The organism is Spirosoma harenae (genome assembly GCF_054776975.1).
In genome coordinates this window covers 330788-357365 of the sequence record NZ_BAAHBD010000006.1, presented here as the reverse complement: position 1 = coordinate 357365, position 26578 = coordinate 330788, and the positions used below count along the sequence as shown (strand labels likewise).

Below are 26578 nucleotides of genomic sequence, written 5' to 3'. Positions count from 1 at the left end.
GACTGGACGTTGGAAAGCTCGTGGCTGGCCGCGTTCAGAGTAAGACCAAAAATCTGAAGAAACATGAGAAAGGCGAAACCGCCCAAGCGTTATGTGTTACCCGACCCAAAATATAAAGAGGTCCTGGTAACCAAATTTGTAAATAACCTGATGTACGAAGGCAAAAAGAGCCTGGCGTACTCAATTTTCTACGATGCCCTTGACGTAGTGTCGAAACGCACAAGCGAAAGTGGACTCGATACGTGGAAAAAGGCATTGAACAACGTAATGCCGTCAGTTGAAGTAAAAAGTCGTCGCGTCGGTGGAGCTACCTTCCAGGTGCCAACCGAAGTACGGGCAGACCGAAAAGTCGCGGTAGGCATGAAATGGCTTATTAAGTATGCTCGTTCGCGGGGTGAAAAAACCATGGTAGATCGGTTAGCAGCCGAGATCGTCGCAGCTGCAAAAGGTGAAGGCGCAGCTGTTAAAAAGAAGGACGATACGCACCGTATGGCCGAAGCCAACAAGGCGTTTTCGCACTTCCGGTTCTAAACCAACTCAACAGACCAGTTTCCCGATGGCTGTTGATTTTGCAAAAGCCGCTCAGTTTGGGCGGCTTTTGTTATTTTTGGCACCATGACGACTCTAGAAAACGATCATCTCCGCGTATTGATCCGCCCCAAAGGTGCTGAACTCACTTCGATTCTTCATAAGCCAACTGGTATTGAACACCTTTGGCAAGCCGACCCAGGTATATGGGGCTGGCATGCACCTAATTTGTTTCCGGTAGTAGGCGGTTGTCTCAATAATCAACTGCTGGTCGATGGTAAAACCTATCCAATTGAACGACATGGTTTTACGAGGCAGTCGACGCTGGAAACAATTGAATCATCGGATACGCATGCTGTGTTTATGTTGCGTTCGAGCGAGATAACGCGAACACATTACCCGTATGCCTTTGAATTTCAGATTATATACGAAATAGAAGGGCCTCGATTATCGATTACCTATCGTGTTGTGAATGAGGATGATAAAACTGTCTATTTCTCGGTTGGTGCTCACCCGGCATTTAACGTTCCATTCTACGTAAATGAGTCGTACGAAGACTATTTTATCGAATTTGAGAAGGAGGAAACCCTGGAAACTCACATGCTCTCGGGGGGAGGCTATTTCACGGGTGAAACGAAAGTCGTACCGACAGAAGGGAATCGACTTCACTTAACGAAGCATTTATTTGATCAGGATGCGTTGGTATTCAAAAATCTATCTTCCAAGCGTGTATCGATTCGGAGCGATCGACATAATCACGCTGTCAAGGTCGATTTTCCAGAGTTCCCTTATTTGGGTATATGGGCAAAGCCTGGCGCGCCCTTTGTTTGTATCGAGCCTTGGCTGGGATGTGCGGATAGCGAAGGAAGTCCTAAACCCATCCAGGAAAAAGAAGCGATTCAACAGGTTGAAGTAGGAGGGGTGTTCGAAGCTACATTTACAATTGAAATAGTATAACCGTTTCTGTTTTCGAATTGAAACGGTTAAAACCTACTTCTGCTGAGCGTTTTTGTCGTTCTGACCGTAGGGAAGAATCTTAATCTACCCTCACTTCAAGTAAGGAAAATTTGAGATTCTTTCCTGCGGTCAGAATGACAAAAAATATTCTCGAAAAAAGCCTGAACCTATTATTGCGTTTCCTCTAGCGGGGTGAAGTCTTTGAATGTTCGTTTGATGGCTTTATCCGTCGCTTCTTTTTTGCTCTGCCAATTGGCATCCAATTCAAGGGCAACTAAGCCGCTCAAACTCATCGAATTGCGGAAATCATCTAATTTTTTGACGAACTCACCGTTACGTCGGGTCGATTTGAGCGCGAATTCACGAGAAAAGATATCTCCCTTGTTCTGTAGCTCACTTTTCTTGCCCAGTACGTAGTTATAACGATCAAGTAAATCTTTCATCGATTTACCGATAACCTCCGTTGCTTCGAGCGTACCCATCGTCAGAACCGCTGTTCCGCCTACGGCCGAAATAAGCCGTTGGGAATCAGGATTGCCATTTGTAACCGCGGGTGATACGCCAGTAATGGCTCCTAACGAAGCATTCGCAACCGAGCGATTCCGTTTACCACCTTTCGCTCGTTTATAATCACGTTTGAGTTGTTCTTCTTTCTCGGCCAATTGCTCTACCAATCCCCAAGCCTGTACTAATGCCTGTCGGTATTGAGCATAGTAGTAACGATCTTTTTCAGCCTCATTTACGGCATTTAAAATCGTGAAGGTAATTCGCTGTTCCGCTCGATTTTGGGCTTTGTCAAGCACGTAAAAGGTGATTTGAACATTAAGTGAATCGTAGGGATCTTTAACGAAATCGTAACCTGGTTGCCAGATAAACTCGTATTGATTTGGCGTATTTTTGATCAGAGCTGTTTTGGGAATTTGCTGATTATCTGATAAAAAACCGAACATAGAAACATCGTCCTCGCCGTTCTGGTCTGATAAATAGAACTTAAGATTAACCGTAGCATTTTCGCGCAGCTTGTAATGTGCTTCTCTCGGAATAACTGTGATTTCGGGAGGTAAATCCATTTGCGTAACCTCTACTTTCAATCGGCCTTTGGTACGCGCTTTAGCGGGTTGATCTTCTACCCAAAATTCTATGTATTGCGGGTTTTGCTTCAGTCGATTAAACTGATTTAACGATAGGGTCCAGGTTAATTCGCCTTGCGATGACAATTTGCTGCCCTCAGGCATTTGATCAGCAATGGGAATAAACACGATAGGATCGCCATCGTCGTCATGCACCATTTGAGCGTCCATTTTATACGTATTCTGCGTCCGGTAGCTTACATAAAAGGGCCGTAATTCGCCAATGACAGGAGGACGATTGACATGTAGTACTTTAAACTCAATCGTATGCGTAGCTGCTTGATCACGCTGATTGCGTACCTCAAACGTTACGGGATAGGTTTTCGTGGTTTGAATTCGGTCGGCCAAATCAAAGCTGGGTGTCCAGGTAAAGTGACCCAGCGAATCAAGATGCATACCGTCCGGCGTATCACTCCCGAAGTCAAACGTGAGCGTATCGGTTGGCGCACCGATTGCTTTTATATCAAACCGGACAGTACTGCCTTCGGCAACAATATTCCAGTTGGCTTGTGTAGGAAATACTAATTGTAATGGTTTGGAATCCTGCGCATGGGTGCTAACAATCGTAGCGATTAGCAACATCCATACTAGTATACCAGTAGTTCGGGTCATTGCGACGATTAGAGGTGGTCTGTTTGGGAAAACGTAAAAGTACAGCCTAAGATTTTGTCTTGCCCTACTTAAAGGACAAAATTGAGATTTTTCTTAGCGAAAACGACAAGTTTGCTTATAAAAATTATATTTTTCTTAGAGAAAGTAATAAGTTTAAACTGGTTTAGTCGGCATGAAATGTCATAAAAAAACCTCTCCTGTTAAGAAGAGGCTTTATTCAATTAGTCAAAAAACCTTAATTTTTCTTTGGTGCCGTTGCTCCACCCGTTGCTGGAGTAGCAGGCTTGGTAGCAGGTGTGCTTCCACCAGTGGTAGCTGGTTTGGCAGCAGCGGCAGCTTTGGCAGGGTCAATGCCTAATTTTTTCAGAACCAGCTCCGTAATGTTGTTCTCTTCAGGAGCGACCAATAAAATGGGGATAGTATTGGCACCCGCATCGAGATTAAACACATACTGGAATCCAGATTCTTTGGCAACCGCATCGATTGCTTTCTGAATTTTCTGAACAACTGGATTTACCAATTGCTGATATTTCGTTTGCAGCGACTGCTGTGACGTTTGGCCGAATTCCTGAATCCGTGCCTGAAGGCTCTGTAACTCCGTTTCGCGGTCTTTCCGAATTACATCCGACATCTGAGCAGCTCCTTTTTCGTAGGCAGCGTATTTATCTTCCAATTCCTTCTGCATCCGCTTCAGCTCGTTTTCGGTTTGGGTCCGCTGAATGGTCAGTTGGTTTTGAATATCTTTAGCTTCAGGTGTTTGCGACAGGACGTAATCAATGTTCGTATAGCCTAACTTCAGCGGACCTGCGGTTGTCGTAGTGGGCGTTGTCGTTGGGGCTTGTGCCTGGGCGTTTAAACTGCCTACCAGAAGGGCTGCTGCAAACGCCATGACGAGGTTTTTCTTCATTTCGAAATTAGTTGTTTGTACTACTTAGGTTTTGTGGTTGTTTTATTTGTTGGATTGCTGGTGGCAGCAGTTGGTTTAGTGTCCAGGCCCAGTTCTTCCATTACATAGTCAGAATAATCGTGCCGGGGATTTGTATAAAGCATCACGAAATCAGACGCTTTATCAAACATAAACTCCAGTTTTTTCTGCAAACATATTTTTTCAACAGCCCTGTTGATCAAATCCATAGGTGATTTCATCAACTCCTTTTTTTTCTCATACAAAAGTCCCTGATAACCAAAAACTTTGTTGTTGTATTCACGGGCTTCACGCTCTTTATCACTAATTACACGCTGGCGATCACGCTTCATATCCTCGGTGAGCAGAATTTCTTCGGCCTGATACGCCTTTTGCAGTTTTTCGATTTCGACGTATTTATCCTGAATATCCTTTGACCACTTATCTGCGAACTTGTCTATTTCGCTGAGAGCTTTCTGATATTCGGGCATTTTACTGAAAATATACTCCGAATCGATGTACCCGAATTTCTGCGCCTGAGCAGAATTACTAAGGACTACAGCATACAAAAATACGAATAACAGGACTTTTTTCATCGGGAGCCAGGCAATTTTTTGCAGGAAGTGATTGATTGTCAAACAGGTTTATGAAGCAGGGATGATAAGCTTTCTTACAAAAACCATACCTTATAAACTCATTTAACGATCAGCTTTCGCAAATCTTATCTGATCTGCTGCCCAATTGTGAAGTGGAACTGACCCGACGCTTTGTCTTTTACGCCCGGAATCTTGTCGAAACCGTAGCCGTAGTCAATCCCGATCAAACCAAAGGCAGGCATGAAAATACGAGCACCAAAACCAACCGACCGTTTCAGATCGAATGGATTGTACTGCTTGTAACTTGCCCAGTTATTTCCCGCTTCCAAGAACGTCAGTACGAAAATTGTAGCCGACGGATTCAACGAAACAGGATAGCGAAGTTCTGCTACGAACTTGTTGTATACCACACCACCCTGGCTACGAGACGTTTGATCAACAGCACGGTCGTAATCAGCAGTATAAACGCTACGATCGTCATAACCACGTAAACCGATAATGTCCTGTGCAAGCGCAAACTGTCCTTGTCCCGCTAAGCCAGAACCACCCAAAATGAATCGCTCGAAGGGACCAATGGTCGTACGTTTGTTATAGCTACCCAGGAAGCCTAAGTGAGCACGCGTATTAAGTACCAATTTTCCGAAGATCGTCTGGAACCAGCTGGCATCGAACATCCATTTGTGGTATTCAACAAACTTGTATTTGTCTTCAGGCTTTTCAGTGGCTGTTGTGGTACGCCAGGCTGAGTAAGGTGGTGTAAACGAACCGCTCAACGTAAACGATGATCCGTTCCGTGGGAACTGAGGGTTATCGATGCTATTGCGCGACAGGGTTGTATTGAATGTGATGTTGTTCGAAATCCCGTCTTTATAGCCGATATAGAACAAGTCAAGGTTTTTCAGATCATACCGCTGGTAGGAAATCGAATTCGTCAGCGAGAAATAATCGTCTGGGACTTTTAGCTGACGCCCTAAACCAATCGTAATAGCTGTATTTGTGTAAGAACCCGTTGGAGTACGTCCTTGCAGACTTTGATAAATACTATATGGATTCAGTGGATCGTAGAACGTCCGATAAACCGTATGGCTAGCACTTACCGATAAAGCATTCGGCTTCCGACCGCCTAGCCAAGGCTCGGTAAAGGATAACGAATATACTTGATACTGACTCCCGTTTGCCTGAAAACGAAGCTGAACGCGTTGGCCATCACCTGCGGGAAGTGGTTTCCAGGCACTGAAGTTAGGAATATTGCGCGCTGAGAAGTTGTTAAATGTCAGACCCAACGTTCCCACGAACCCTACGTAACCACCCCAACCACCTGATAACTCGATCTGGTCAGATGGCTTTTCTTCAACACTATATTCAATATCTACTGTACCATCGCTCTGAGGTACAGGGTTAATACCGATTTTTTCAGGATCGAAATAGCCGATTGTGGCTAATTCACGCTGGGTACGAATCAGGTTTGTTTTCGAGAATTTCTGACCGGGTAACGTCCGAATCGTACGCATTACTACGTGATCACTGGTTTTGGTATTACCGTTCAGAATCACTTTGTTAATCGTGGCCTGCTTGCCTTCAAAGATCCGAATCTCAAGATCAATCGAGTCTCCTTCGATGGCTTTTTCGATCGCTTGAGCGTTATAATACAAATACCCCAAATCCATGTATTGCGAACTCAAATCCTGACCTGGATTGCCGTTCATTCGCTTTTCTAAATCTTCGGGATTGTATGTATCGCCTTTATTGACACCCAAAACGCTCCGAAGCTGATCGGCGGTATAGAGGTAGTTACCCGAAAAATCGATCTTACGGTAGAAATATTGGTGACCTTCGTTCAACTTCATGTTGATACTGATCGTCCGACCACCATTATTGATGATCGAATCGTGTTCAATCGCGGCATCGCGATAACCGAGCTTATTGTAATAGTCAAGAAGTTTCTGTTTGTCTTCTTCGTATTTTTTCGGGATGAATTTGGAAGGAGAGAAAAGGCGGCCAAAACGCATTTCTTTCGTGCTTTTCATTTTCATCCGCACGGCCTGTTCATCGACTTCGTCTATACCTTCGAAATTAATCTTGGCAATCTTTATTTTCTGCCCTTTATCCACCGAAACCCGCATTGTAGCATTATTACGGGCACTGTCGGGAATAGTCGTGATTTTAACTTTTGTATTCAGATAACCTTTATCAACAAAGAATTTGCGAACAGCCAGCTGTGTGTTTTTCGTAATCGTGTTCGTTACGATTTTACCCAGGTTAAGCTTGATTTTATCTTTCAGGTTGTCCTGTTCCCCTTTTTTCACGCCTACGAAATTAACCCGGTAAAGACGAGGCCGTTCCTGAACCCGGAACATCAGCGAAATCTTACTCTCATTAACATTCGTCGCGAACATTTCGACGTTGTCCAACAGGCCCGACTCCATTAACTTTCGTACTGCCGAGCCAACGACTTCGCCCGGAATCCGAATTTTATCGCCAACTTTCAATCCCGCCAGGGAAACCAGCGAATTAGGATCCAGATAACGGGTGCCGGTTACGGTTAATCCTACAACCTCATATTCTTTAGGGCTAGCGTAGTTGAGTAATTCATTCGTCTCGGCTGCAGGTTGAGCAGGAGTGTCGCGACCTACACCTACTCGTACTTGCGCCCAAACCTGAGCGGGTAACAGGCTTACGAGCAGACAAACAGCCCCTATTAAGATTTTTATACGGTGTTCCAAGTTGATTTTTGTTAACTGGTTGGTTATCTGGATTCTATTAGGGATGTGAGGGTTGGAATCGCTACTACTTATTTTCATCGAACACGCCCTACTCCCAAACCCGGATTATTTTACTACTTGTTCGCTGGTTTTGCCGAATCGACGTTCACGTTGTTGATAATTGACGATAGCTTCGTACAAGTGTTCTTTTCGGAAGTCGGGCCAGAGCACGTCGGGCATATAGAGCTCTGAGTAGGCCAGTTGCCAAAGCATAAAATTGCTGATACGCATTTCGCCACTCGTTCGAATCATCAGTTCAGGATCGGGAATGCTGCCGGTCGTCAGATGTTGACTGAACATTGATTCAGTGATCTGATCAGGATCAAGTTTGCCATCTCTAGCTTCAATCGCTAGTTGGCGGGCGGCTTCCATAATATCCCAGCGACCACTGTAGCTAAGGGCTAATATCAGTGTCAATCCGGTATTCTGGCTGGTTTCGCGAATAGCTTCAGCCAATTCGCGTTGACAATCGGCAGGTAAGCTGTCTTTGTTACCGATGCTATCTAACCGCACATTGTTTTTCATCAATGTCTTTATCTCGTCCCGAATGGTATGTACCAGCAGGGTCATAAGTGCATCGACTTCAAACTTCGGTCGGTTCCAGTTTTCGGTTGAAAAGGCGTAAAGGGTTAGGTATTTGACGCCTAACTCAGCGCACCCTTCTGTTACTTCCCGAACAGCCTTAATGGCGTTACGGTGGCCAAACACCCGAGCAGCTCCCTGACGCTTTGCCCAGCGTCCGTTTCCGTCCATGATAACGGCTATGTGCTGCGGCAGATTGCTCGGATCAATGTGTTCCTTCATCCCAACGGGGAGTTTTAACAAAACTTAAGATACAAGGGAACAAAAATACCTATTTATCACGACAAACCTGCGCTCGTCAACAGAATCCGGCCAGTTATCTGGTCGTTAATTTTTATTAAAATCGTTTTTACGATGATAAAGGGGGATTAGCCCTGGCTGTTTTCGCTCCTACTCTAATAGTCATTATGGACTATTAGGGATCGTAGTTCTTTGCGAGCTATCCGTAATTCAATGGCATATGGAGATGAAGTTCATAGTGGATTATGGTTATTATTAATTCGGAATTAAGTAGTATCTTGTTCGCTTCTTTTTATTTGCCATGCTCAATCGTTTACTCGATCACTTGCCTGTTATTTACATCGCGCTTATTGTTATCGTCATTGCCATTTACCTGTTTTGGCAAAACGTGGTTTTTCGTCGCCAGTGCCCACGTTGTGGGGAAACAGATGTTCGTAGGGCATCTCGGAAGGGTTGGCAAAAGGCGTTTTCCTTTGTTAAGGCCTACCGTTGCACCAACTGCGCAAAAGAATTCATTCGCCTGTCATCAGAATCCAAGAATTCGACAAGAACCAGAGTTATCCGGAATTAACACAAGGCATTCATCACTCTTGTCTGGCTGTCAGTTCGGTTATTCACTCTTTCGCTCTTTGTTAGGTATCTTTGTGGTCGGAGGAAAACATAAAAACAGAGTCGATACGTTTTTTTGATATAGACCTGTTTCATAACGTTTATTCAATGATCACTTCGTTTTCGATGTATCTGAGCCGAATTGTTGTATTTGCGCTGCTTCTTATTTCGCTGGGTTGCCAGAAATCTGACGATGCTGTAGCAATACCCCAAACCATTACCGATCGAATTCTGGAAGATAGCCAGTTTGGTTTGTTCCAACTGGCTATGGCATATGGAGAGGTTGGGGATGCTCTAAAAGCAGGTAATATGACACTATTTGCGCCAACAGATGCTGCGTTTCAGGCGTCTGGTTTAACTGCCGAATCGATAAAAGCCATGACAAAAGATCAGGCACGGACTTTTGTACTATATCATGCGCTATACGGGAAAGCGCCGATAACAACGATTCCGTCTGGATCGAATGCGGTTGAAACGGCCAGTAAAGGCGTCGCTTTTGTTAACAAATCGACCGATGGGTCTACCTATATTAACAATGCGAAACTAGTTCAGACAGATATTGTAGTGGCCAACGGCTACTTCCATACCATTGATCGTGTGTTGAGTCCCGCAAACGGAACGATGCTGGCAACGATTCAGAATAACCCGAATTTAACGTTCCTGGCAGCGGCTGTTAAACGAGTCAGTACGAGCAATCCGGCATTGGTAACGGCTTTGACCAGCACAACGGCGTCTAGCGCAGTTACCGTTTTTGCCCCGACTGATGCGGCTTTTAAAGCGGATAAGACCTATAATACAATTGCTGCCATTGAGTCGGCTAATCCGCAGAATCTGGTCAATATTCTGATGTACCATATTGTGTCGGGAGCGTTGTTCTCGAATCAGCTTCAGTCAGGAAGTTTCAATACATTATCAAGTGGTAATAAACTTATTGTGACGGTAGGAGCCGGTCAGATTACCGTAAAAGGGGCTAAAAATACAACGGCTGCCAGTATTAAACAGTCCGATCTGACTACGGCCAATGGAGTCATTCATTTGATTGATCAGGTACTACAGCCCTGATCGGGAGATGATTAATTTAGGGAGTAAAAACAGAAATTTTAATCCACATACCAACGTTTTGCCACAGTTGTGGGTCTACAAGCGTAGTTAGTATGTTGTTCGTTTATTTTCATGCATAAACTTCAATTTATCATTCTATGCTTTTTGTCGCTGATTGGATTGGCTTCGTGTTCACCTGAAGATGTGAGTACATCCAATGCGTCAGAACTAGCGAACATACAAAGTTACGTTACCACTAAGGGAATATCGGGTTCGTTTACCAGCTCTGGATTATATTATAGTGTGTCTAAACCAAGCACATCAACTGTTGTCCCGGCATTTGGGCAGGAGCTTGAGTTGATGTATACTTTATCAACGATAACTCCTAGTGAGAGTAATACTGCAGTTATTGTAGATAAGGCCGTTGATACCACTTACGCGAAAACGTCTACGTTTTTTCCGTTTTTTGAGGGAGCACTGAAAGCGGGTTTGCAGGAAGGGTTATTGAAAATGCATGAAGGTGAAACGGCGATCATGTTGATGCCATCCAGTTTGGCGTTCAAAAGTATTGGTTCAACTAGTCCGTTAATTGCGGCTAATATACCTGTTCGGTACGACGTGAGTTTGATTCGGGCGCGGACGGAAGAACAACAGATTAATGAATACATAGCCGCCAATAAACTGACTGTTCTTACAACTACGGCTAGTGGCATTCGCCTGATTATGAGAACCGCGAACCCAACCGGTGATTCGGTTAAAACGGCACTCGCTACTAATAAGACGATACAGGCGAATTATGTAGGCAAACAACTTCGGGCTAAAACGGCGATTGGATTCGATAGCACAAGCACCGGCCTGAATCAATACAATGTGACGGGCTTTAATGACGGCCTGAAACTGTTGCGAGTTGGCGATAAAGCGACGCTGATTTTTCCTTCGACGGTGGGGTATTCAACAACCGGTCTTTTGATTAATAATATCTACAAGATTGCCCCGAACACCCCTTTGCTCTATAACATTGACGTGATTTCGGCTAAATAAAGCAATACCTAAAACTAGTTTTTCTTTTTTCATGCGTACGTTACCTCTCTACTTGTTGGCCCTGCTATTAATTGGCGGGCTGGCTTCCTGTTCCAATAGTGTAGTTGACCCAGCGGGCAACTCTGAAAATATTTTTCAAGGCAATGTGGCTGACATCAAAACCTATGCTACTACCAAAGGTCTGTCGGGAACAACCACTACTTCGGGACTTTTTTATTCCTTAACAAGAGCTACTTCATCCAGTGTATCTCCAGCAAATGGGCAGGAAATTGAGTTTAATTACCGGCTTTATGCATTGCTTGGACCTAGTAATGTGGCCAACGCGGTGACTGTTACGGATGTGCTGCTAGATTCGACCTACCTGTCGAAATCTGCCTATCGTCAATTTTATTCGGGAGGTGTGTTGCCTGGTCTGGAAGAAGGTCTATTGAAAATGCATGAGGGTGAACAAGCCACCTTACTTATGCCTTCTATACTGGCCTTCGGAGATGGATCGACTTCGTTGCTACCTGCAAATTCACCCGTTCGGTTTGATATTAGACTAATACGCGTACGGACAGAAGATCAGCAGATTAACGAATACATGACGGCGAATAAGCTGACGCCAACGGAGGTAACGAATACGGGTTTACGCTTCATAAAAACCCAGGAAAATTCCAGCGGAAGTGTGCCATCCTCTACTCAAACGCTTACGATTAGATATAAAGGCCAGCTTTTACGCTCTGCATCCGCTTTTGATAGTACTGGTACAGGAACTTACTCCGCCACTCTCGGCCAGTTTGTTCCTGGTTTCGACGAAGGGTTAGCAAAACTGCGAATTGGCGAAAAAGCAACGATTATCTTTCCATCTAAACTGGGTTACTCAACTGCGGGCGTTGTACAAAACGGAAATTACGTCATTCCTCCCTATGCCCCTTTACGTTTCGATATTGAGTTAGTTTCGGCGAAATAAGATACAGAATACAACCTGTTTGGAACGGCTTACCAATTTGGTAAGCCGTTTTTTTTATACCTATACTGATCAGCGCTATACTTAATTTTTATAGCTATTTCAATTTTATACGTTACATGTAACTGCTCTACTTTTAATAGCGAGAGTTATAGTTTTTAGCTAATCCACCTGCTGTTAAATGGTATACTAAATAATTCATTATGTTTTACTTGTTCTTTATTTGATAATAAATAGTGAAATAAATTTTGTTTAGATGTAAGAAGTCAAAATATTATATGGTTACAGGTTGCTGATGGATAATTTCACTGTACTTTTGCTAATTAACTAATATGACAACTTATGAATACTTACTATTATTTTAATCGTTTTAGGCTGGTCATAGCTTTATGGATGATAACAACCACTATTGGCTTAGCGCAGAGCGTACGAGGGCATGTGATTGATGGCGGGGCTAAATCAGCGATTCCGGGAGCAACGATCGTTGTAGTCAATACAAATGTTGGGGCAACAACTGATGCGAATGGCGATTATAATTTGACGATAGCACCGGGCAATTATACACTTCGCGTAAGCTTTGTCGGTTTCGAAACACTGAGCCTGCCAGTAACCGTAAAAGCTGGAGACGTCACGGTGGCAGATGCATCGCTAAAAGAATCAGCTTCGGCGTTGAGTGAAGTTGTCGTTATTGGGTCGCGTTCACAAACAGCGCGCACCAATGTACAAACAGCAGCACCTGTGGATGTTATTACGACGAAAGAATTAAAAGGCTTTTCGCAGGTCGATATCAGTCAGGTATTGAATTATGTAGCTCCTTCGTTCAACTCCAATCGACAGACCGTTACGGATGGTACGGATCATATAGACCCTGCGTCGTTGCGCGGCCTTGGACCCGACCAGGTACTTGTGTTGGTTAATGGAAAGCGTCGTCATACTACAGCACTGGTCAACATCAACGGCTCAGTTGGCCGGGGTTCTGTCGGAACGGACATGAACGTTATTCCGGTAGCGGCTGTGGAGCGTATTGAAGTATTGCGCGACGGCGCTGCCGCTCAGTATGGTACTGATGCTATTGCAGGGGTTATTAATGTGGTGCTGAAGAAAAATTACGATGGATTTTCAGCCTCGCTGACGGGCGGTCAGAATATGACAACCATCAAGTATATGATTCCAACCATCAATGGGGGGCAGGATCAGAAGACCCAGAAAATTAATGATGGTGGCACAATCCAGTTCGACTTTACGAAAGGATTCCGCTTAGGAGCCGCTGGGCGTTTATCCGTAAGTGGGCAATATAATAATCACGACCGAACCAACCGAAGTGCCGATGATAATTCGCCAACGATTTATTTAGGTACGGCAGGTGGATTTCCAGGAATAACCCCCGATGCTGCCACTCGGCAAGCATTGATCGCTCAGGATCAGGCCCTTATTCAGCAGCGTGGTTATGATCGCCACAACATGATTCTAGGTAATTCCAATGCACAAAATGTAGGGCTGTTTTTGAATGGTGGAATTGCCACAAATCAGAAATCCGAATTTTATTTTTCGGGCGGAATCACGTATCGAACGGGTACAGGATATGGCAACAACCGCATACCTAATTCGCGAAATCAGCAGCCGGTTAAACTTGATGGGTCATTATATTATCCAGATGGTTTTCTCCCTGGTATTCAGTCGAGTATTAACGACCGTTCGGCCATTTTAGGCTATAAAACCATGTGGAGGCAGTGGAATGTGGATGTTAGTAACGTCATAGGCCAGAATACCTTTGGATTTACCGTGACCAATTCGGCTAATGCTTCTCTACCCGCCAACGACAATCCGCCAACGACATTTGATGCCGGAAAACTTAGTTTCCTGCAGAATACCGTCAATCTGGATTTTAGCCGCCGATTTACGGCGTCGAACAATTCAACCCTTAGCGTAGCTTACGGTGGCGAATTGCGTTTTGAAAACTTCCAGATTATAGCTGGTGAACCGAATTCATATTCAGGCGACCCGAATCGGCGTCTGGCCTTGGCTGCTCCACAAACAACAACAGTGGTTGCGGCTCCGGGCGCGCAAGTGTTTCCAGGCTATCAGCCCGCCGATGAAACGAATAAATCCAGATCCAGCCAGGCTTTATATGTAGATCTGGAAGGTGAAAAAGGCATTTTATTGGTAGGCGCTGCTGGTCGCTATGAACATTATAGTGATTTTGGTTCGACTATCAACGGTAAGTTGACGGCTCGTGTGCAAGTGACACCTGCCGTTGCGATACGTGGATCGGCTAGTACCGGCTTCCGCGCTCCTTCGCTCCACCAGCGGTATTTTCAGAATACAAGTACCCAGTTCGTCAACGGATTACCCTCAAACACGCTGACACTGAATAACGACAGCCCTATTGTTCGGAATGTAATTGGTGTGGATGCGCTCAAACCCGAGACATCGGTGAACCTTGCGGCTGGTATTACTGCTCGCGCTGGCCGTGCATTTACATTAACCGTTGATGCTTATCAGATTGATATTACGAATCGAATTGTGTATTCGGGATCATTTACCCGTGCTCAATTAGGCTTTGCCGATGCTGATTATCCCGGCGTAAACCTGGTTCGATTCTTTGCCAACGCGGTTAACACCCGCACACAAGGTATCGACATTGTTGGTACAGAACGGATTAAAGTGGGTAAAGGACAGTTAGTGCTGTCGGCGGCTGTAAACTTTAACAAGAATACAGTTAAGGCAATCAATAGTACACCGTTGATCGATAATCCGAAAAATAATCCCGTCGATGCAAACCCTAGCACATGGTATCGTACGTCGTTGTTTGATCGGAATCAGATTTCGATTATTGAAGATTATCTGCCGAGAAGCAAGTGGAATTTAAGCGCGCTCTATACAATCGGTAAAGTTGATGTATCGCTTCGGACGGTCCGATTCGGTGAAGTGAAATTTAAGACGGCTACCGATCCGGATGCGAAAAAGGCCGATGGTACGTTCTGGAATACACAATTTCTCCGTGACGAGTCTGGTCATGCGTACGTCGATCAAACGTTCAAGCCAGTTTGGACTACCGATCTAATCTTAACCTACCGAGCCACGAAAAATGTTGGCGTTACGATTGGGGCTAATAATATTTTCGATGTATATCCTGATCAAATTTATATTGATCCTCGTAATGCGCTGGGTAGTACTGACTATGCCTCTGGTCGTGATAATTCGAACCGGGGTCGTTTCATCTATCAACCCAATCAGGGCGGCTTCAACGGACGATATGTATTCGGTCGAGTTAATGTGAGCTTCTAAGAGTTAACCTCACCCCTGGCCCCTCTCCTGTTTTAGGAGAGGGGAAAAGCCGCTCTATTGGGTGGCTTTTTTATTTCACAACTATTGGACTATTTCGGAGCCATTCGGATCGCTCCATCCAATCGGATTACTTCTCCATTAAGCATTGGATTCTCGATGATACTTTTCGCCAGCATCGCATACTCACTTGGTCGACCCAATCGTGACGGAAAAGGCACTTGCTGGCCTAGTGATAACCGGGCTTCTTCAGGTAAACTAGCCAGTAAAGGGGTTTCAAATAAGCCGGGCGCAATGGTCATTACGCGGATGCCCGAACGGGATAAATCGCGGGCAATGGGGAGTGTCATCCCAACGATACCACCTTTCGACGCGGAATAGGCAGCCTGACCTATCTGTCCATCGTAAGCCGCTACCGATGCTGTATTGATAATAATCCCTCGCTCACCTTCGTCGTTTGGCTCGTTATGTTCCATGGCTAGGGCGGCCATGCGGATTACGTTAAATGTACCGATGAGGTTAATCGAAATCACTTTCTGAAAAGCCGCCAGTGAATGCGCACCATACACACCATCAACTTTCCCTAAGGTTTTTCTGGCTTCAGCAACGCCCGCGCAATTGACGTTAATATGCAATCCACCAAACGCGTCAATTGCCAAATTGATCGCTGCCTGAACATCGGTTTCGTCGGTCACGTTGGTTCGGTGAAACCGGGCCTGAACCCCTAACTCGTCAGCCAGTGCATTCCCTCGTTCGTCGTTTAGGTCTAAAATGACCACATTGGCTCCGTTTGCTACCAGCATTCGGGCGGTTGCTTCGCCCAAACCGGATGCTCCTCCGGTAACGATGGCGGTTGCGTTGGTTAATTGCATCGTCTATAATATCGTCATTAACTCGTTCCAGTGTTGAATGGAGTAGGTTGGTTTATCAGCTACTTCATTGCCTTCCGGATTGTAATAAATTGTATCCAGTCCTGCACGTTTAGCGCCCAAAATGTCGGCTTCGTAATTGTCGCCAATCATAATGCTCTCATCTGCAGTGGTACCACTAATTTCCATTGCGTACTGAAATACGAGCGGATCTGGCTTTTTAGCGTTGGCTTTTTCGCTGGTAACTACATGGGTAAAGTAATGAGCGATTCCCGAACTAGCCATCTTGATTGCCTGAATTTCAGCAAACCCATTCGTGATTATATGCATTGTATAACGACCTTGCAGATAATCCAGAATTTCCTTGGCTGAGTCCAGCAAATGAGCCTTGCGGGGAAGTAACTTCAAATATTCCACGTTGAGATCCGCATGAACCATAGCGTCATCGACGCCCATAGCCCGAAATACCATTGGAAATCGGTGTTGCCGGATATAGGTATGCTCAATTAGATTTTTGTCGTAATCCGCCCACAATTTCTTGTTGATCGCAATAAAATGACGACTAAATTCTTCGGCCGACGATATTCCTAAATCCGCCAGTCGGAATATCTCGAACAGCTCAGCTATACATTCGGCTGAATTTCGGTCGAAATCCCATAACGTATGATCAAGGTCGAAAAACAGGTGCTTGTATTTCATATTCTATAGTTGTACAGGTATGGGTGTGCAATAGTCCATATAAGAATAGGACTCTACAACCTTACAGCTCTACAACGTTAATACTCTAGCTTAAGCCGTTCGACGGGTTGATTGTTTACTAAATGACTATCGACAATTTCAGCTACGTCGGAGAGTTGTACATTGCCATAATAAGTGCCTTCTGGATATACTACCAGGGCAGGGCCGAAAGCACAGGCATCCAGACAGCCTGTTCGTTGCGCCCGCATTTCTTTTAGTAAACCGCGCTCAGCAAGGGCAGCTTTAAATGCATCGACTAACTCGTTGCCGTGGGCTTCGCCACAGGATTTTTTGGGTGCGGCTTTCTGGTTGTTACAGATAAAGACGTGCTTTTTGTATTTCATAAAACAGGATTGAATGCTTTCTCAAAGGTACGAAGGATGCTGATGTAGTCCTCAATTTATTCCACTAAGGCTGTTCGTCGCTAGGAGAACCGGAGGTGCCTACACAAAAGAAGCCTTCTCATGAATAGTCGCTAAAACTATTTCTGAGAAGGCTTCTCTGTTTTACTTAATAACGACTCCTTATGATTTTTTCGCCACAGTTTTGGCCGACGAAACCGGTGGCTGTTTTTTCTTGGTCGGTTTCGTCGTTGTTGAACCGCCAGGATTTTTCTGCGTCATCGTGACCGGGTCCCAATACACGACTTTCTGTTCGAAGTAACTTTCGTTACACGCGAGTACCGGAGCGGCCGCTCTGAACCCAAAAACTGGATCTTCAACAGTTCCCTGACTGCCTTTTCGTACATTCTCGAAGAAGTTGCCGAAATGTTTTGCGTGCGCGTCGTCGTCTTTCGGAGCGGTAAACTTTACTTCTTTTACGGGCTCGGCGGTGCGGGTTTCGGGCGGATATTTGGCATCGTAAGCTTTCACAAATTCCTGCTGGACAGGTTCGGTGAATGTAAAGAAACTATCATAATTGCCGTAGCCTGGCGCAATAGGTAGTTTCTTTTTCGTCATGATGAGATTGTCTTCCGAAAACTCGATCTGACCTTCGTTTCCGATGATACGCGTGACATTACTAATCTTGCCCGCGTTGGCAAAATTGACCCGGAGCACCATCTGGAAAGCCTCATGCTTATCCGTTTTGGGGTAATCCATGATACACGACATTACATCGGGTACATCCCGGCCATCTTTCCAGTAAGCCAGATTTCCCGACGAGAAAATGCGGGTTGGCCCTAGCGTGTTGGTCACAAAATGAACGCCCGTAATCAGGTGGATAAACAGATCTCCAGCAACGCCTGTACCATAATCCTTGTAATTCCGCCAACGGAAAAAGCGCATGGCATCAAACGGGCGCTTGGGCGCATCGCCAATAAATCGATCCCAATCAACGGTTTGGGGAGATGCATCGGGCGGAATGGAGTAGTTCCAGGCACCGATTGCATTGAAGCGGTCGCTGTTCGATTCAATATAATTGATGGCGCCAATTTCACCCGCTTCAACTAGGCGTTTTGCTTCCTGAAATGAAGCACTACTAATCCGCTGGCTGCCTACCTGCATGGTTTTACCTGATTTTTTCCACGCATCAATCACCGCTTTGCCCTCGTTCAGATGCTGTACCATCGGCTTTTCGCAATATACGTGTTTGCCTGCTTTTAGGGCAGCAATCGTAATATGGTCGTGCCAGTGATCGGGTGTAACAATTAATACGGCGTCAACATCTGGCTTGGCCAGAATTTCGCGGTAATCGCGCGTGGTAAACAGGTCTTTATCTTTTCCGTACTCCGTTTTGGCGTGTTCGAGTCGGCCTGTGTACAAATCAGCGACACCCACGAGTTCGACATCCGGATTGCGCAGCGCAGCCCGCGTGTCGAAGTTACCCTGAATACCCATTCCAATGGTGGCAATCCGGATTTTGTCGTTCGGACTAACCTTCATCAAATTTGGAATATAGGCAGGAACACCAAATGGCTTTGCCAGCCCCTCCGTCGCGACAAGAGCTGAAGCCGCCGAAAGGCTTTTGATAAATGTGCGTCTGTTGGATTGCATAGAGTTGAGATTTCTATACAAAGCGAAGAGAACGAACTATTTACCTGAATAAACAGCTCTTTCAGACCTGGAGTGTAAACGATTTTAATCGCTTGTTAAAATCGTTTTTAACTCACGCTCATTTGCCTGTAGCAAGTTTGCAGAGCACGACACAAAAAAGCCAATTAGACTTACAAATGGATGGAAACAAGACTACTTACATGATTTAGGCGTGATAACACGACCATCGCCTGAACATTGTTTTTTGTTTCACTTTATTAATCCTATAGTCATGAAAAGTTTAGTATTCGTAGCCTTAGCAGCGCTACCTCTTTCAACATTCGCTCAACAAAACGATAAATGGGCTCCGTTTCCCGACAATGGTATCTACCAATCTGCGTCTGATTTTGCAAACCACAAACTGACAGCCGGCTTCGATACGGATCAGCCAGGTTATCGATTGAAAAACGAGGATTTCCAACCGGTTGTAAAGGTTGATGAGCCTAATAGTCAGGAAGTAAAAATTGCCATGAGCAATTTGTGGGGAGAGCGTCTACAAGGTGTCGATTATCGAATTGTCGATGGGCAATTGTATCGTATTGAACACTCGGATCGAGTGATGATTTACAGCAAACGGTCTACACTGACAGGCGCTGGCGAAAATGTATATTTCTTTAGCCGGAAGCTCGATTCGCCAATTCACTTCATTACGCTGGACAACCTGAAAGACATTTATTACGATCAGCCCGAAAAGCTGGCTGCATTCGATGAGATTCATTGGCTCAACACCAAACCCGTCTTCAAAGCCCAGCAATTGGTTGAAGCTTTCTATAAAGGCCCTTCAACGCAAACTGCTGACTAGTAATTGATTTTTGCAGAGGTGCCGCACAACGAAGTGACACCTCTGCTGCTAATTTCTTACTTCTCAACTAAGACACTTACCCACTGACGGTCGGTCGGGATCTGGTGAGTGGCATTCCAAACGAACATCGCCTGTTCCAGCGCTATAGTCAATCGCTGTTTGATTTTCCGACGATGGATGTTTAGTTTTTGATTGACAGTTTCCTGATAGATCAATCGTTGGTCGTTTGTATAGAAACGTACCGTAGAAGTAGCATTTTCGGGCGCTGTTTCGATCACCCAGAAACCATTCGTCGAAACGACCGGCTCTTTGTCGTTCAGAGGTTTGGCTTCTACGGCAACTGAAGAAGCTAATAGTGAGAGGGCTACAACGGCCAGGCGGAATTTTGCGAGTGTGTTCATGGTCTGTTTTTTTTGTGTTTACTGTTAGTCGTTAACTGAGTCAAAAGTAGAAACACAATACAAACCCCGCCCGGAATTTCGCCTGTCAGCTCAGGCTTGTCGCCATACGTCATTTTCCAGTCTATCAACGTCATTTTAGTCGCAAAATCGTCGTTCAGCGACTCAGAATCGTCGTCTGTCGACAATTGCTGTAGCTTATAGGTGAACCCGTTCTGTTTGTCTATCTTCGGTTAGGAAATCGACCGAAGTATGCAACGTTTGAACGAAGAATTTGTCTTCTCCAATCAACCCCGGCAGCGACTGGCCAGGCATGGGTTATTCTGGCTGGTTTGGGCTATTTTTTTCACGATTACGTACGGGTTTTTACCCGCTAATTACCTCATTCACGAAGGTGTTGCCTGGCCAACGGCTCTTCTGAAAGGCTTTTTCGTATCGGGTATCGACTCGGTATTATTCATGCCTGCCCACATGTTTCTGTCCTATAGCCTGATGTATTGGGTAATTCCTCGCTATTTGATGAAGGGACGTTATTTGTGGGTAGTGATGAGTACAATCGTACTGGTCGTTCTGACAGCTTTTATTTCGGCCGTTATCGCTGAATTTATTGTGTATCCCGTCCGGATGTTCATACACGGACGTTATTCGGGCAATTCGTTCTTTTTTGCCATGATGGCGGGTATGCGCGGAGCAACGACCATTGCCGGGTTTGCTGTGGCTATTAAGCTGGTCAAAATCTGGTATCGAAAACAGGAGGCTTTTCAGCAGGTAGAACGGGAGAAACTACAGGCCGAACTGCAGTTACTGAAATCACAGATTCATCCCCATTTTCTGTTCAATACCCTCAATAATTTATACGCACTGACACTTCAGAAAGCTGATCACTCGCCAGAGGTTGTAGTGAAGCTATCGGAACTGCTGCGGTATATGCTGTACGATTGTAATGCGCCGGAAGTATCGTTGCAGAAAGAGATTGAGTTTATGCGCAACTACATTGGTCTAGAGCAGCTTCGGTATGGCGATCGACTGGATTTATCATTGACTATTACGGGCAATTACCAACATAAATTAATTGCTCCATTGTTGCTGATTCCATTTCTGGAAAATGCGTTTAAACATGGTACCAGCGAACAATTAGAGCAGTCCTGGATGCATGTCGACTTATCTGTTCAGGGAAATCAACTCAAATTTAAGGTGATCAACAGCCGGGAACCTTCGTCGGATGATTCGGCAAAGATTGGTGGAATCGGTTTGCAGAATGTCAAAAAACGTCTGAATTTGCTCTACGAAAAACGCCATGAATTGCGGATTATAAGCGAAGGGGAAACGTTTATGGTTGCCTTGATTATGGAATTAGCGCCAATCGAAATCGTCCAACCAATACCAACGATACAACTCATTGAAACTGTCTGATTAAGAAGCGACTATGCCACCCATCCGTTGTTTGCTTGTTGACGATGAACCTCCCGCACTAGCCGTTATCGAGTCGCATATTTCGATGATTGACGGACTGGAAATAGTCGGTAAATGTTACAATGCGATTCAGGCTTTCAGTGTTTTACAGAATACACCCGTTGATCTGCTTTTTTTAGATATTCAGATGCCCAAGCTTTTGGGTACCGATTTTGTGCGGAGTTTACGTCAGCCCCCTAAAGTCATTTTTACGACGGCCTACCGCGATTATGCGCTGGATGGTTTTGAATTGGACGTGGTAGATTATCTGTTAAAACCAATTTCGTTTGAGCGGTTTCTGCGAGCCGTTTCTAAAGTGATGCGTATCGAATCGGGTACGACGGTAAATGCAACACCCGAAAGTGCCCCGGTTCAGCCAATCGATAAGCCGTCTGCGAAGATTCCGGATAATTCATTCCTCTATTTTCGGGCCGACCGTAAAATGGTCAAAGTGTTCATTCGCGACATTTTATACATCGAAAGCCTGAAGGATTATATCAAAATCGTGACCGCTTCGGGCAAACCGCTGGTTGTGAAGCAAAGCATCAGTTCGTTAGAAGAAATGCTTCCAGATGCCGGTTTTCTGCGTATTCATCGTTCCTTTATCGTCGCTGTCGATAAAATTACAGCTTACACCCCAAGCCACGTTGATTTATCGGGGCAGGAGTTACCCATCGGTCGATTGTATCACAAAGAAGTAGGACGTGTATTGAAGCTGGAGTAATGAATCCCGAAGAGTGCTCTGTTTGAGTCCTGTTAGTATGTCCATTTGCTTTCTGGCTTTAGAGAGCAGACCTTGGATAAAACTCGTATGACCTGGCTTCGCAAAAAAACGGCTTACTTTCTCATTGTCAATTTGTTTTGTCTGGCTGCCAATCTTCAGGCTCAAAGTAAAACTCCAAAATTCAAGGTCATTGCCTTTTATACAGCGCAAAATGATAAAGCCCACATTAGCTATGTACATGAGGCTAATCGATGGTTTCCAAAAGCGGCCAAGAAGCATGGGTTTTCGTACGACTCTACCAACGACTGGAATAATCTGAATGCCGAATTTCTGGCAAATTATCAGGTTGTGCTGTTCCTGGATACGCGGCCCGAAGGGGTAGCTCAGCGGGAAGCGTTCAAAAAATACATGGAAAACGGGGGAGGATGGCTAGGTTTTCACTTTGCTGGTTTTGCGCTTACCCCGTCGAAATATCCGCAGGATTGGGACTGGTATCATAATGAATTTATCGGAGCGGGTTCATATAAAAGCAATACCTGGCGCCCAACATCGGCTATTCTACGGGTCGAGGATCGGAAACATCCGGCGACAAAACGTATGCCCAAAACCTTCAAAACGGCCCCGAACGAATGGTATCGCTGGACGAACGATATTCGGACAAACCCTAATATTGACATTCTTATGTCTATCGATTCAACCAGCTTTCCGCTCGGAACGGGTCCTAAACCGCATGAGATCTGGCATAGTGGTTATTATCCTGTTGTCTGGACCAATAAGAAATACCGCATGATCTATTCGAATATGGGTCACAATGATATTGATTATGAGAATAAAACGAACAAAGAATTGTCGTTCACCTTCGAAAACGAAACCCAGAATAAGTTCCTGATTGATGCCCTAATGTGGTTGGGGAGTAGGAAAAAGTGAAGAGATTATTCTCGCAAATTTGCGGATTATTGATAAAAACACGGGAATAATTACCCAAGCGCACATGGCTATCCTCTCGCGTCGTCATTTTCTAAAAGCATCTACTTTCCTGGCAGGAAGTTCATTATTGCCTTATTATGCATCTGGGAAAAGTGCGGCACAAAAGCATTTGCGATTGGGCGGCCCTATTTTTCTGAAGAGCGATGATCCTGATGAATTAGCACGGGAGCATAGGCGGCTACATTATAGTGCAGCTTACGTACCACCTGTTGAGCTAAGTGACAGGACAAAAATTGACGCTGTCCGAAAAGCGTTTGCCGCACAAAATGTAATAATTGCCGAAGTCGGAGCTTGGGTAAATATGTTGGATGCCGATTCCGAAAAGCGACGCAAAAACCTGGATTATGTGACACAACGTCTGGCTTTAGCGGATGCTGTTGGTGCGTTGACTTGTGTAGCTATTGGCGGTTCGTATAACCCTAAGCAATGGGATGGCCCTGACGCTCGAAGACGCAGGAATATTTCGATGCAACAGTTGAGAATTGCCGAAAAGTAATCGACGCGGTAAAACCCAAACGAGCCAAGTTTGCGCTGGAAATGATGGGATGGAGCTTGCCCGACGGACCTGATTCCTATCTGAAATTCATCAAAGCTATTGATCGTCCGGCCTTTGCCGCCCATATTGATATCGCTAACATCATTAACAGCCCGGCCCGTTATTACAACAACACCGCCCTCATTAATGAAACGTTCCAGAAGCTAGGTCGCTGGATTGTATCGGTTCATGCCAAGGATGTGCACGGTAAAGACGTACATTTTGCCGAAACTATGCCCGGAAAAGGCCACATGGACTATGCTACCTATATCCGTAACGTTGTGTCCCTTCCTCGAGAAGTGCCTTTTCTTCTGGAACATTTGCGTACACCAGAAGAATACGACGAAGCTCGGCAATTTGTAATTAGTCAGGCCGATAAAGCACAAATTTCATTGGCATAGGATGCTTTTGTATAGCGCAACCGTGATTTACAAATCCAGATAATATCTGCGTCGCGCTGGCTCGAATCGTTCAATGGCGTAGCGAAGAGCAGTGCGGGGCATTTTTCGAACGTGATCGTGCAGGAATTCTTCCAGCGCATCAGGATTACGCTTCCCTACTTCACGGAGCATCCAGCCAACGGCTTTATGAATCAGATCGTGTTTATGCGGGAGGAGCAATTCGGCAATGGCAAAGGTATGTCCAAACTGCCCGTGTCTAATCAGTTCATGGGTTGAAACAATGGCGATTCGCTGACTCCAAAGATGGTTTTCCTTGGCCAGATCGTAGAGAATTGATCCATCGCTATTCAGCAGCGATTTGCCAACAATGTGAGGGCAGGTAACATCGACAAGATCCCAGTTATTAATGTAGTTCCGGTTCGCAAGATATCGTTCCAGAATTTCTGCTCGTTGAATAGGCCCCGCTTTCTTCATCTGATATACCCAGATCAGCAGACCAACCATCCGACATTCGTGGTATGGATCTTGTACCAGTTTCTCAATCTCTGACATCGACAGAGCCCGGTATTGTTTAGCGATGATGTGCTGTTCGGGCATAGTGAGGCCCAAAAACTGATCGCCTTCACCATACTGTCCGGGGCCCGTCTTGAAAAATCGGGCAACCTCAATTGCTCTCTCAGGTTTTGCCAGTGCCTGAATCGACTTTTTTACATCGGTATAGATAAATGCCATTGGTGATAAAAAAGGCAGAGACTCGTCGGAATCTCTGCCTCACATTTAACTAATCTTAGCCCCGATTAATCATGTAAATTCGATCGTACAAAATCCAGATCGGAGAGAAGTGGAATAGGATGTAAGACCGTTTTATTACGTTCAAACGTTGGTCGATCCAGATCAGCGGCTAAATATTGCCCTTTTACAAAAGCTTCGATTGTTTTTCTGATCAACTCAGCATCGTCGGGCCGTGCTTCATCGATCTCCAATACATCAACGTCCTGATCCTTAAAGATATTTGTGTTAATAGGAGGCTCTGGATTGACAATCGTGGAACCACCAGTATAACCACCTGTCGGAGTATGAACGCCATTATTTCGATTACCTCCGGTTAAAGAACCATCAATGTCGTCACCATCAGGTCCTACGAGTACAGGTTCTTTACGCTTTTCTGGTGCCTTTGGCTCCTGATTAACTACAGGTGGATCATTTTTAGGTTCTTCTGTATTGGTAATTTCTTCTTTATGTGTTTCGTCAGTACTAGCTCCATTTGGAGTAGTCGTACTCTCATCTTTAGCGCCTTCCTCAGTTTTATCCTCCTGGTCAGTTTTTTCCTTTTCTACATTACCATCTGAAGGGCCGAGTTTATCAAGCAACTTACTGGTTCCTTCAAAACCGGCCGCAATAATAGTGACCCGTAATTTCTCACCAAGATTATCATCCGTAATAGCCGCGAACTTAAACATTCGGGCTTCTTTCGCAATTTTTTTAGCTACGTGTTCAGAAATCGCCGTCTGTTCTTTCAACTTCATAGCGTGTTTCTTACTCGACGAAATCGTTAACAGGATACGCTTGGCTCCCAGAATATCGTGATCATTGAGCAAAGGTGAGTTTAGAGCGGCTTCAATAGCTTGCAGTGCCCGGTCTTCCCCCTCCGCTTCTGCCGAACCCATTACCGACTGACCAGCGCCCTGAAGCACCTTTTTCACGTCGGCAAAGTCGGCGTTGATATCACCCTGGGTGGTAATGATTTCGGCAATACTTTTTACCGCATTAGCCAGTACGTCATCCGCGTGGGCGTATGCTTCCTGCCAGGTCAATTCGCTATACAGCTCGGCCAGTTTATCGTTCAGAACAACCAGTACGGTATCGCAACTTTCCTGTAGTTTTTCGATACCTATTCTAGCTTGTTCTTTTTTCTCAATACCTTCATACCAATAAGGAGCTGTTACGACGGCTACAGTCAGCAATTTTAACTTACGGGCTACTTCCGCTACGACAGGGGCCGCCCCCGTTCCGGTTCCACCACCCATCCCTGCCGTGATGAAAACCATTTTGGTGGGAGGGGCTAGCAGGTTCTCAATCTCTTCGATACTGGCCCGTGCCGCATCTTCGCCCGCTTGTGCTTCCGTACCTGCGCCTAAGCCGTCGCCTAATTGCAGTTTTGTTTTCACCGGATTACTCATGAGCGCCTGACGGTCAGTATTGCACACGGCAAAACTGACATCATGCATTTTCATGTTATCCATGTGCTTGACGGCATTTCCGCCCATGCCGCCAACGCCGATAACCTTAATAATAACTGGGTTATCGTCAGATGGCATTTCGAATCTATAGCCCTGACTATTCATCGTATGGGAATGTGGTGTCTATACTTTAAAACTCTTGATAACCTATTCTACCGACAGT

24 protein-coding genes are annotated in these 26578 nt (G+C 45.2%); 12 read left to right on the top strand and 12 right to left on the bottom strand.

Going from position 1 to position 26578, the window contains the following annotated elements:
• Window positions 1–63 precede the first annotated feature (63 nt).
• Together rpsG and ACYVE4_RS05230 are read left to right on the top strand one after the other, a co-directional pair.
• Window positions 64–531, top strand: coding sequence for a 30S ribosomal protein S7 (rpsG, locus tag ACYVE4_RS05235; protein WP_460995916.1), 468 nt, complete (start codon window positions 64–66; stop codon window positions 529–531).
• An 84-nt stretch (window positions 532–615) separates the two neighbouring features.
• Window positions 616–1485 carry an aldose 1-epimerase family protein gene (locus ACYVE4_RS05230; protein WP_460995915.1) on the top strand — a complete coding sequence of 290 codons (870 nt, stop codon included), beginning with the start codon at window positions 616–618 and terminating at the stop codon, window positions 1483–1485.
• Window positions 1486–1655: 170 nt separating this feature from the next.
• On the opposite strand, the gene ACYVE4_RS05225 is transcribed toward ACYVE4_RS05230, so the two are convergent.
• The 5 genes from ACYVE4_RS05225 to ACYVE4_RS05205 all read right to left on the bottom strand — a co-directional run bounded on the left by ACYVE4_RS05225 (window position 1656) and on the right by ACYVE4_RS05205 (window position 8293).
• A complete protein-coding gene (locus tag ACYVE4_RS05225; protein ID WP_460995914.1) occupies window positions 1656–3227 on the bottom strand; it encodes a hypothetical protein in 1572 nt (523 codons plus the stop codon).
• Between the two features lie 235 nt (window positions 3228–3462).
• The gene (locus ACYVE4_RS05220) at window positions 3463–4134 is read right to left on the bottom strand and encodes an OmpH/Skp family outer membrane protein (RefSeq protein ID WP_460995913.1); all 672 of its coding nucleotides are present in this window, start codon (window positions 4132–4134) and stop codon (window positions 3463–3465) included.
• 20 nt (window positions 4135–4154) lie between these two features.
• On the bottom strand, window positions 4155–4727 hold the full coding sequence (locus ACYVE4_RS05215) for an OmpH/Skp family outer membrane protein (protein ID WP_460995912.1): 573 nt from the start codon (window positions 4725–4727) through the stop codon (window positions 4155–4157).
• A 125-nt stretch (window positions 4728–4852) separates the two neighbouring features.
• Window positions 4853–7450 (bottom strand): outer membrane protein assembly factor BamA, encoded by a 2598-nt coding sequence (gene bamA, locus ACYVE4_RS05210; protein ID WP_460995911.1) that lies wholly within the window; start codon window positions 7448–7450, stop codon window positions 4853–4855.
• 105 nt (window positions 7451–7555) lie between these two features.
• The gene (locus tag ACYVE4_RS05205; RefSeq protein WP_460995910.1) at window positions 7556–8293 is read right to left on the bottom strand and encodes an isoprenyl transferase; all 738 of its coding nucleotides are present in this window, start codon (window positions 8291–8293) and stop codon (window positions 7556–7558) included.
• Window positions 8294–9028: 735 nt separating this feature from the next.
• On the opposite strand from ACYVE4_RS05205, the gene ACYVE4_RS05200 reads away from it, so the two are divergent.
• The 4 genes from ACYVE4_RS05200 to ACYVE4_RS05185 all read left to right on the top strand — a co-directional run bounded on the left by ACYVE4_RS05200 (window position 9029) and on the right by ACYVE4_RS05185 (window position 15239).
• The gene (locus ACYVE4_RS05200; protein ID WP_460995909.1) at window positions 9029–9982 is read left to right on the top strand and encodes a fasciclin domain-containing protein; all 954 of its coding nucleotides are present in this window, start codon (window positions 9029–9031) and stop codon (window positions 9980–9982) included.
• 111 nt (window positions 9983–10093) lie between these two features.
• On the top strand, window positions 10094–11002 hold the full coding sequence (locus tag ACYVE4_RS05195) for an FKBP-type peptidyl-prolyl cis-trans isomerase (RefSeq protein ID WP_460995908.1): 909 nt from the start codon (window positions 10094–10096) through the stop codon (window positions 11000–11002).
• Window positions 11003–11033: 31 nt separating this feature from the next.
• Window positions 11034–11954 (top strand): FKBP-type peptidyl-prolyl cis-trans isomerase, encoded by a 921-nt coding sequence (locus ACYVE4_RS05190; RefSeq protein WP_460995907.1) that lies wholly within the window; start codon window positions 11034–11036, stop codon window positions 11952–11954.
• Window positions 11955–12293: 339 nt separating this feature from the next.
• On the top strand, window positions 12294–15239 hold the full coding sequence (locus ACYVE4_RS05185; RefSeq protein ID WP_460995906.1) for a TonB-dependent receptor: 2946 nt from the start codon (window positions 12294–12296) through the stop codon (window positions 15237–15239).
• 89 nt (window positions 15240–15328) lie between these two features.
• Here ACYVE4_RS05185 and ACYVE4_RS05180 read toward each other — a convergent pair whose 3' ends face one another.
• From ACYVE4_RS05180 to ACYVE4_RS05165, 4 genes are all read right to left on the bottom strand, one after another.
• Window positions 15329–16108: a 3-hydroxyacyl-CoA dehydrogenase gene (locus tag ACYVE4_RS05180; RefSeq protein ID WP_460995905.1), complete on the bottom strand. Its 780-nt coding sequence runs from the start codon at window positions 16106–16108 to the stop codon at window positions 15329–15331.
• A gap of 3 nt (window positions 16109–16111) precedes the next feature.
• Window positions 16112–16804, bottom strand: a complete 693-nt coding sequence (locus ACYVE4_RS05175) for a YjjG family noncanonical pyrimidine nucleotidase (RefSeq protein WP_460995904.1) — start codon at window positions 16802–16804, stop codon at window positions 16112–16114.
• 77 nt (window positions 16805–16881) lie between these two features.
• Window positions 16882–17187, bottom strand: a complete 306-nt coding sequence (locus ACYVE4_RS05170) for a (2Fe-2S) ferredoxin domain-containing protein (protein WP_460995902.1) — start codon at window positions 17185–17187, stop codon at window positions 16882–16884.
• A 180-nt stretch (window positions 17188–17367) separates the two neighbouring features.
• Window positions 17368–18837 carry a Gfo/Idh/MocA family protein gene (locus ACYVE4_RS05165; protein ID WP_460995900.1) on the bottom strand — a complete coding sequence of 490 codons (1470 nt, stop codon included), beginning with the start codon at window positions 18835–18837 and terminating at the stop codon, window positions 17368–17370.
• A gap of 271 nt (window positions 18838–19108) precedes the next feature.
• Between ACYVE4_RS05165 and ACYVE4_RS05160 the strand changes: the two genes are divergently transcribed.
• Window positions 19109–19678, top strand: coding sequence for a hypothetical protein (locus ACYVE4_RS05160; protein WP_460995899.1), 570 nt, complete (start codon window positions 19109–19111; stop codon window positions 19676–19678).
• 56 nt (window positions 19679–19734) lie between these two features.
• Here the strand turns inward: ACYVE4_RS05160 and ACYVE4_RS05155 are convergent, their stop codons facing one another.
• Window positions 19735–20079, bottom strand: a complete 345-nt coding sequence (locus tag ACYVE4_RS05155) for a hypothetical protein (protein ID WP_460995897.1) — start codon at window positions 20077–20079, stop codon at window positions 19735–19737.
• Window positions 20080–20328: 249 nt separating this feature from the next.
• On the opposite strand from ACYVE4_RS05155, the gene ACYVE4_RS05150 reads away from it, so the two are divergent.
• The 5 genes from ACYVE4_RS05150 (at window position 20329) to ACYVE4_RS05130 (ending at window position 24175) form a co-directional block, all read left to right on the top strand.
• Window positions 20329–21489: a sensor histidine kinase gene (locus ACYVE4_RS05150; protein ID WP_460995895.1), complete on the top strand. Its 1161-nt coding sequence runs from the start codon at window positions 20329–20331 to the stop codon at window positions 21487–21489.
• A 13-nt stretch (window positions 21490–21502) separates the two neighbouring features.
• Entirely contained in the window at window positions 21503–22252 is a 750-nt protein-coding gene (locus ACYVE4_RS05145) for a LytR/AlgR family response regulator transcription factor (RefSeq protein ID WP_460995893.1), read from the top strand.
• 87 nt (window positions 22253–22339) lie between these two features.
• Window positions 22340–23179: a ThuA domain-containing protein gene (locus tag ACYVE4_RS05140; protein WP_460995891.1), complete on the top strand. Its 840-nt coding sequence runs from the start codon at window positions 22340–22342 to the stop codon at window positions 23177–23179.
• 64 nt (window positions 23180–23243) lie between these two features.
• Window positions 23244–23735, top strand: a complete 492-nt coding sequence (locus ACYVE4_RS05135; RefSeq protein ID WP_460995890.1) for a hypothetical protein — start codon at window positions 23244–23246, stop codon at window positions 23733–23735.
• Window positions 23735–24175, top strand: coding sequence for a sugar phosphate isomerase/epimerase family protein (locus tag ACYVE4_RS05130; protein ID WP_460996062.1), 441 nt, complete (start codon window positions 23735–23737; stop codon window positions 24173–24175). The genes ACYVE4_RS05135 and ACYVE4_RS05130 overlap by 1 nt, the downstream gene beginning before the upstream one ends.
• Window positions 24176–24202: 27 nt before the next feature.
• Here ACYVE4_RS05130 and ACYVE4_RS05125 read toward each other — a convergent pair whose 3' ends face one another.
• Window positions 24203–24907, bottom strand: coding sequence for a DNA alkylation repair protein (locus ACYVE4_RS05125; RefSeq protein WP_460995888.1), 705 nt, complete (start codon window positions 24905–24907; stop codon window positions 24203–24205).
• 65 nt (window positions 24908–24972) lie between these two features.
• Window positions 24973–26520, bottom strand: coding sequence for a cell division protein FtsZ (gene ftsZ / locus ACYVE4_RS05120; RefSeq protein WP_460995886.1), 1548 nt, complete (start codon window positions 26518–26520; stop codon window positions 24973–24975).
• Window positions 26521–26578 lie beyond the last annotated feature (58 nt).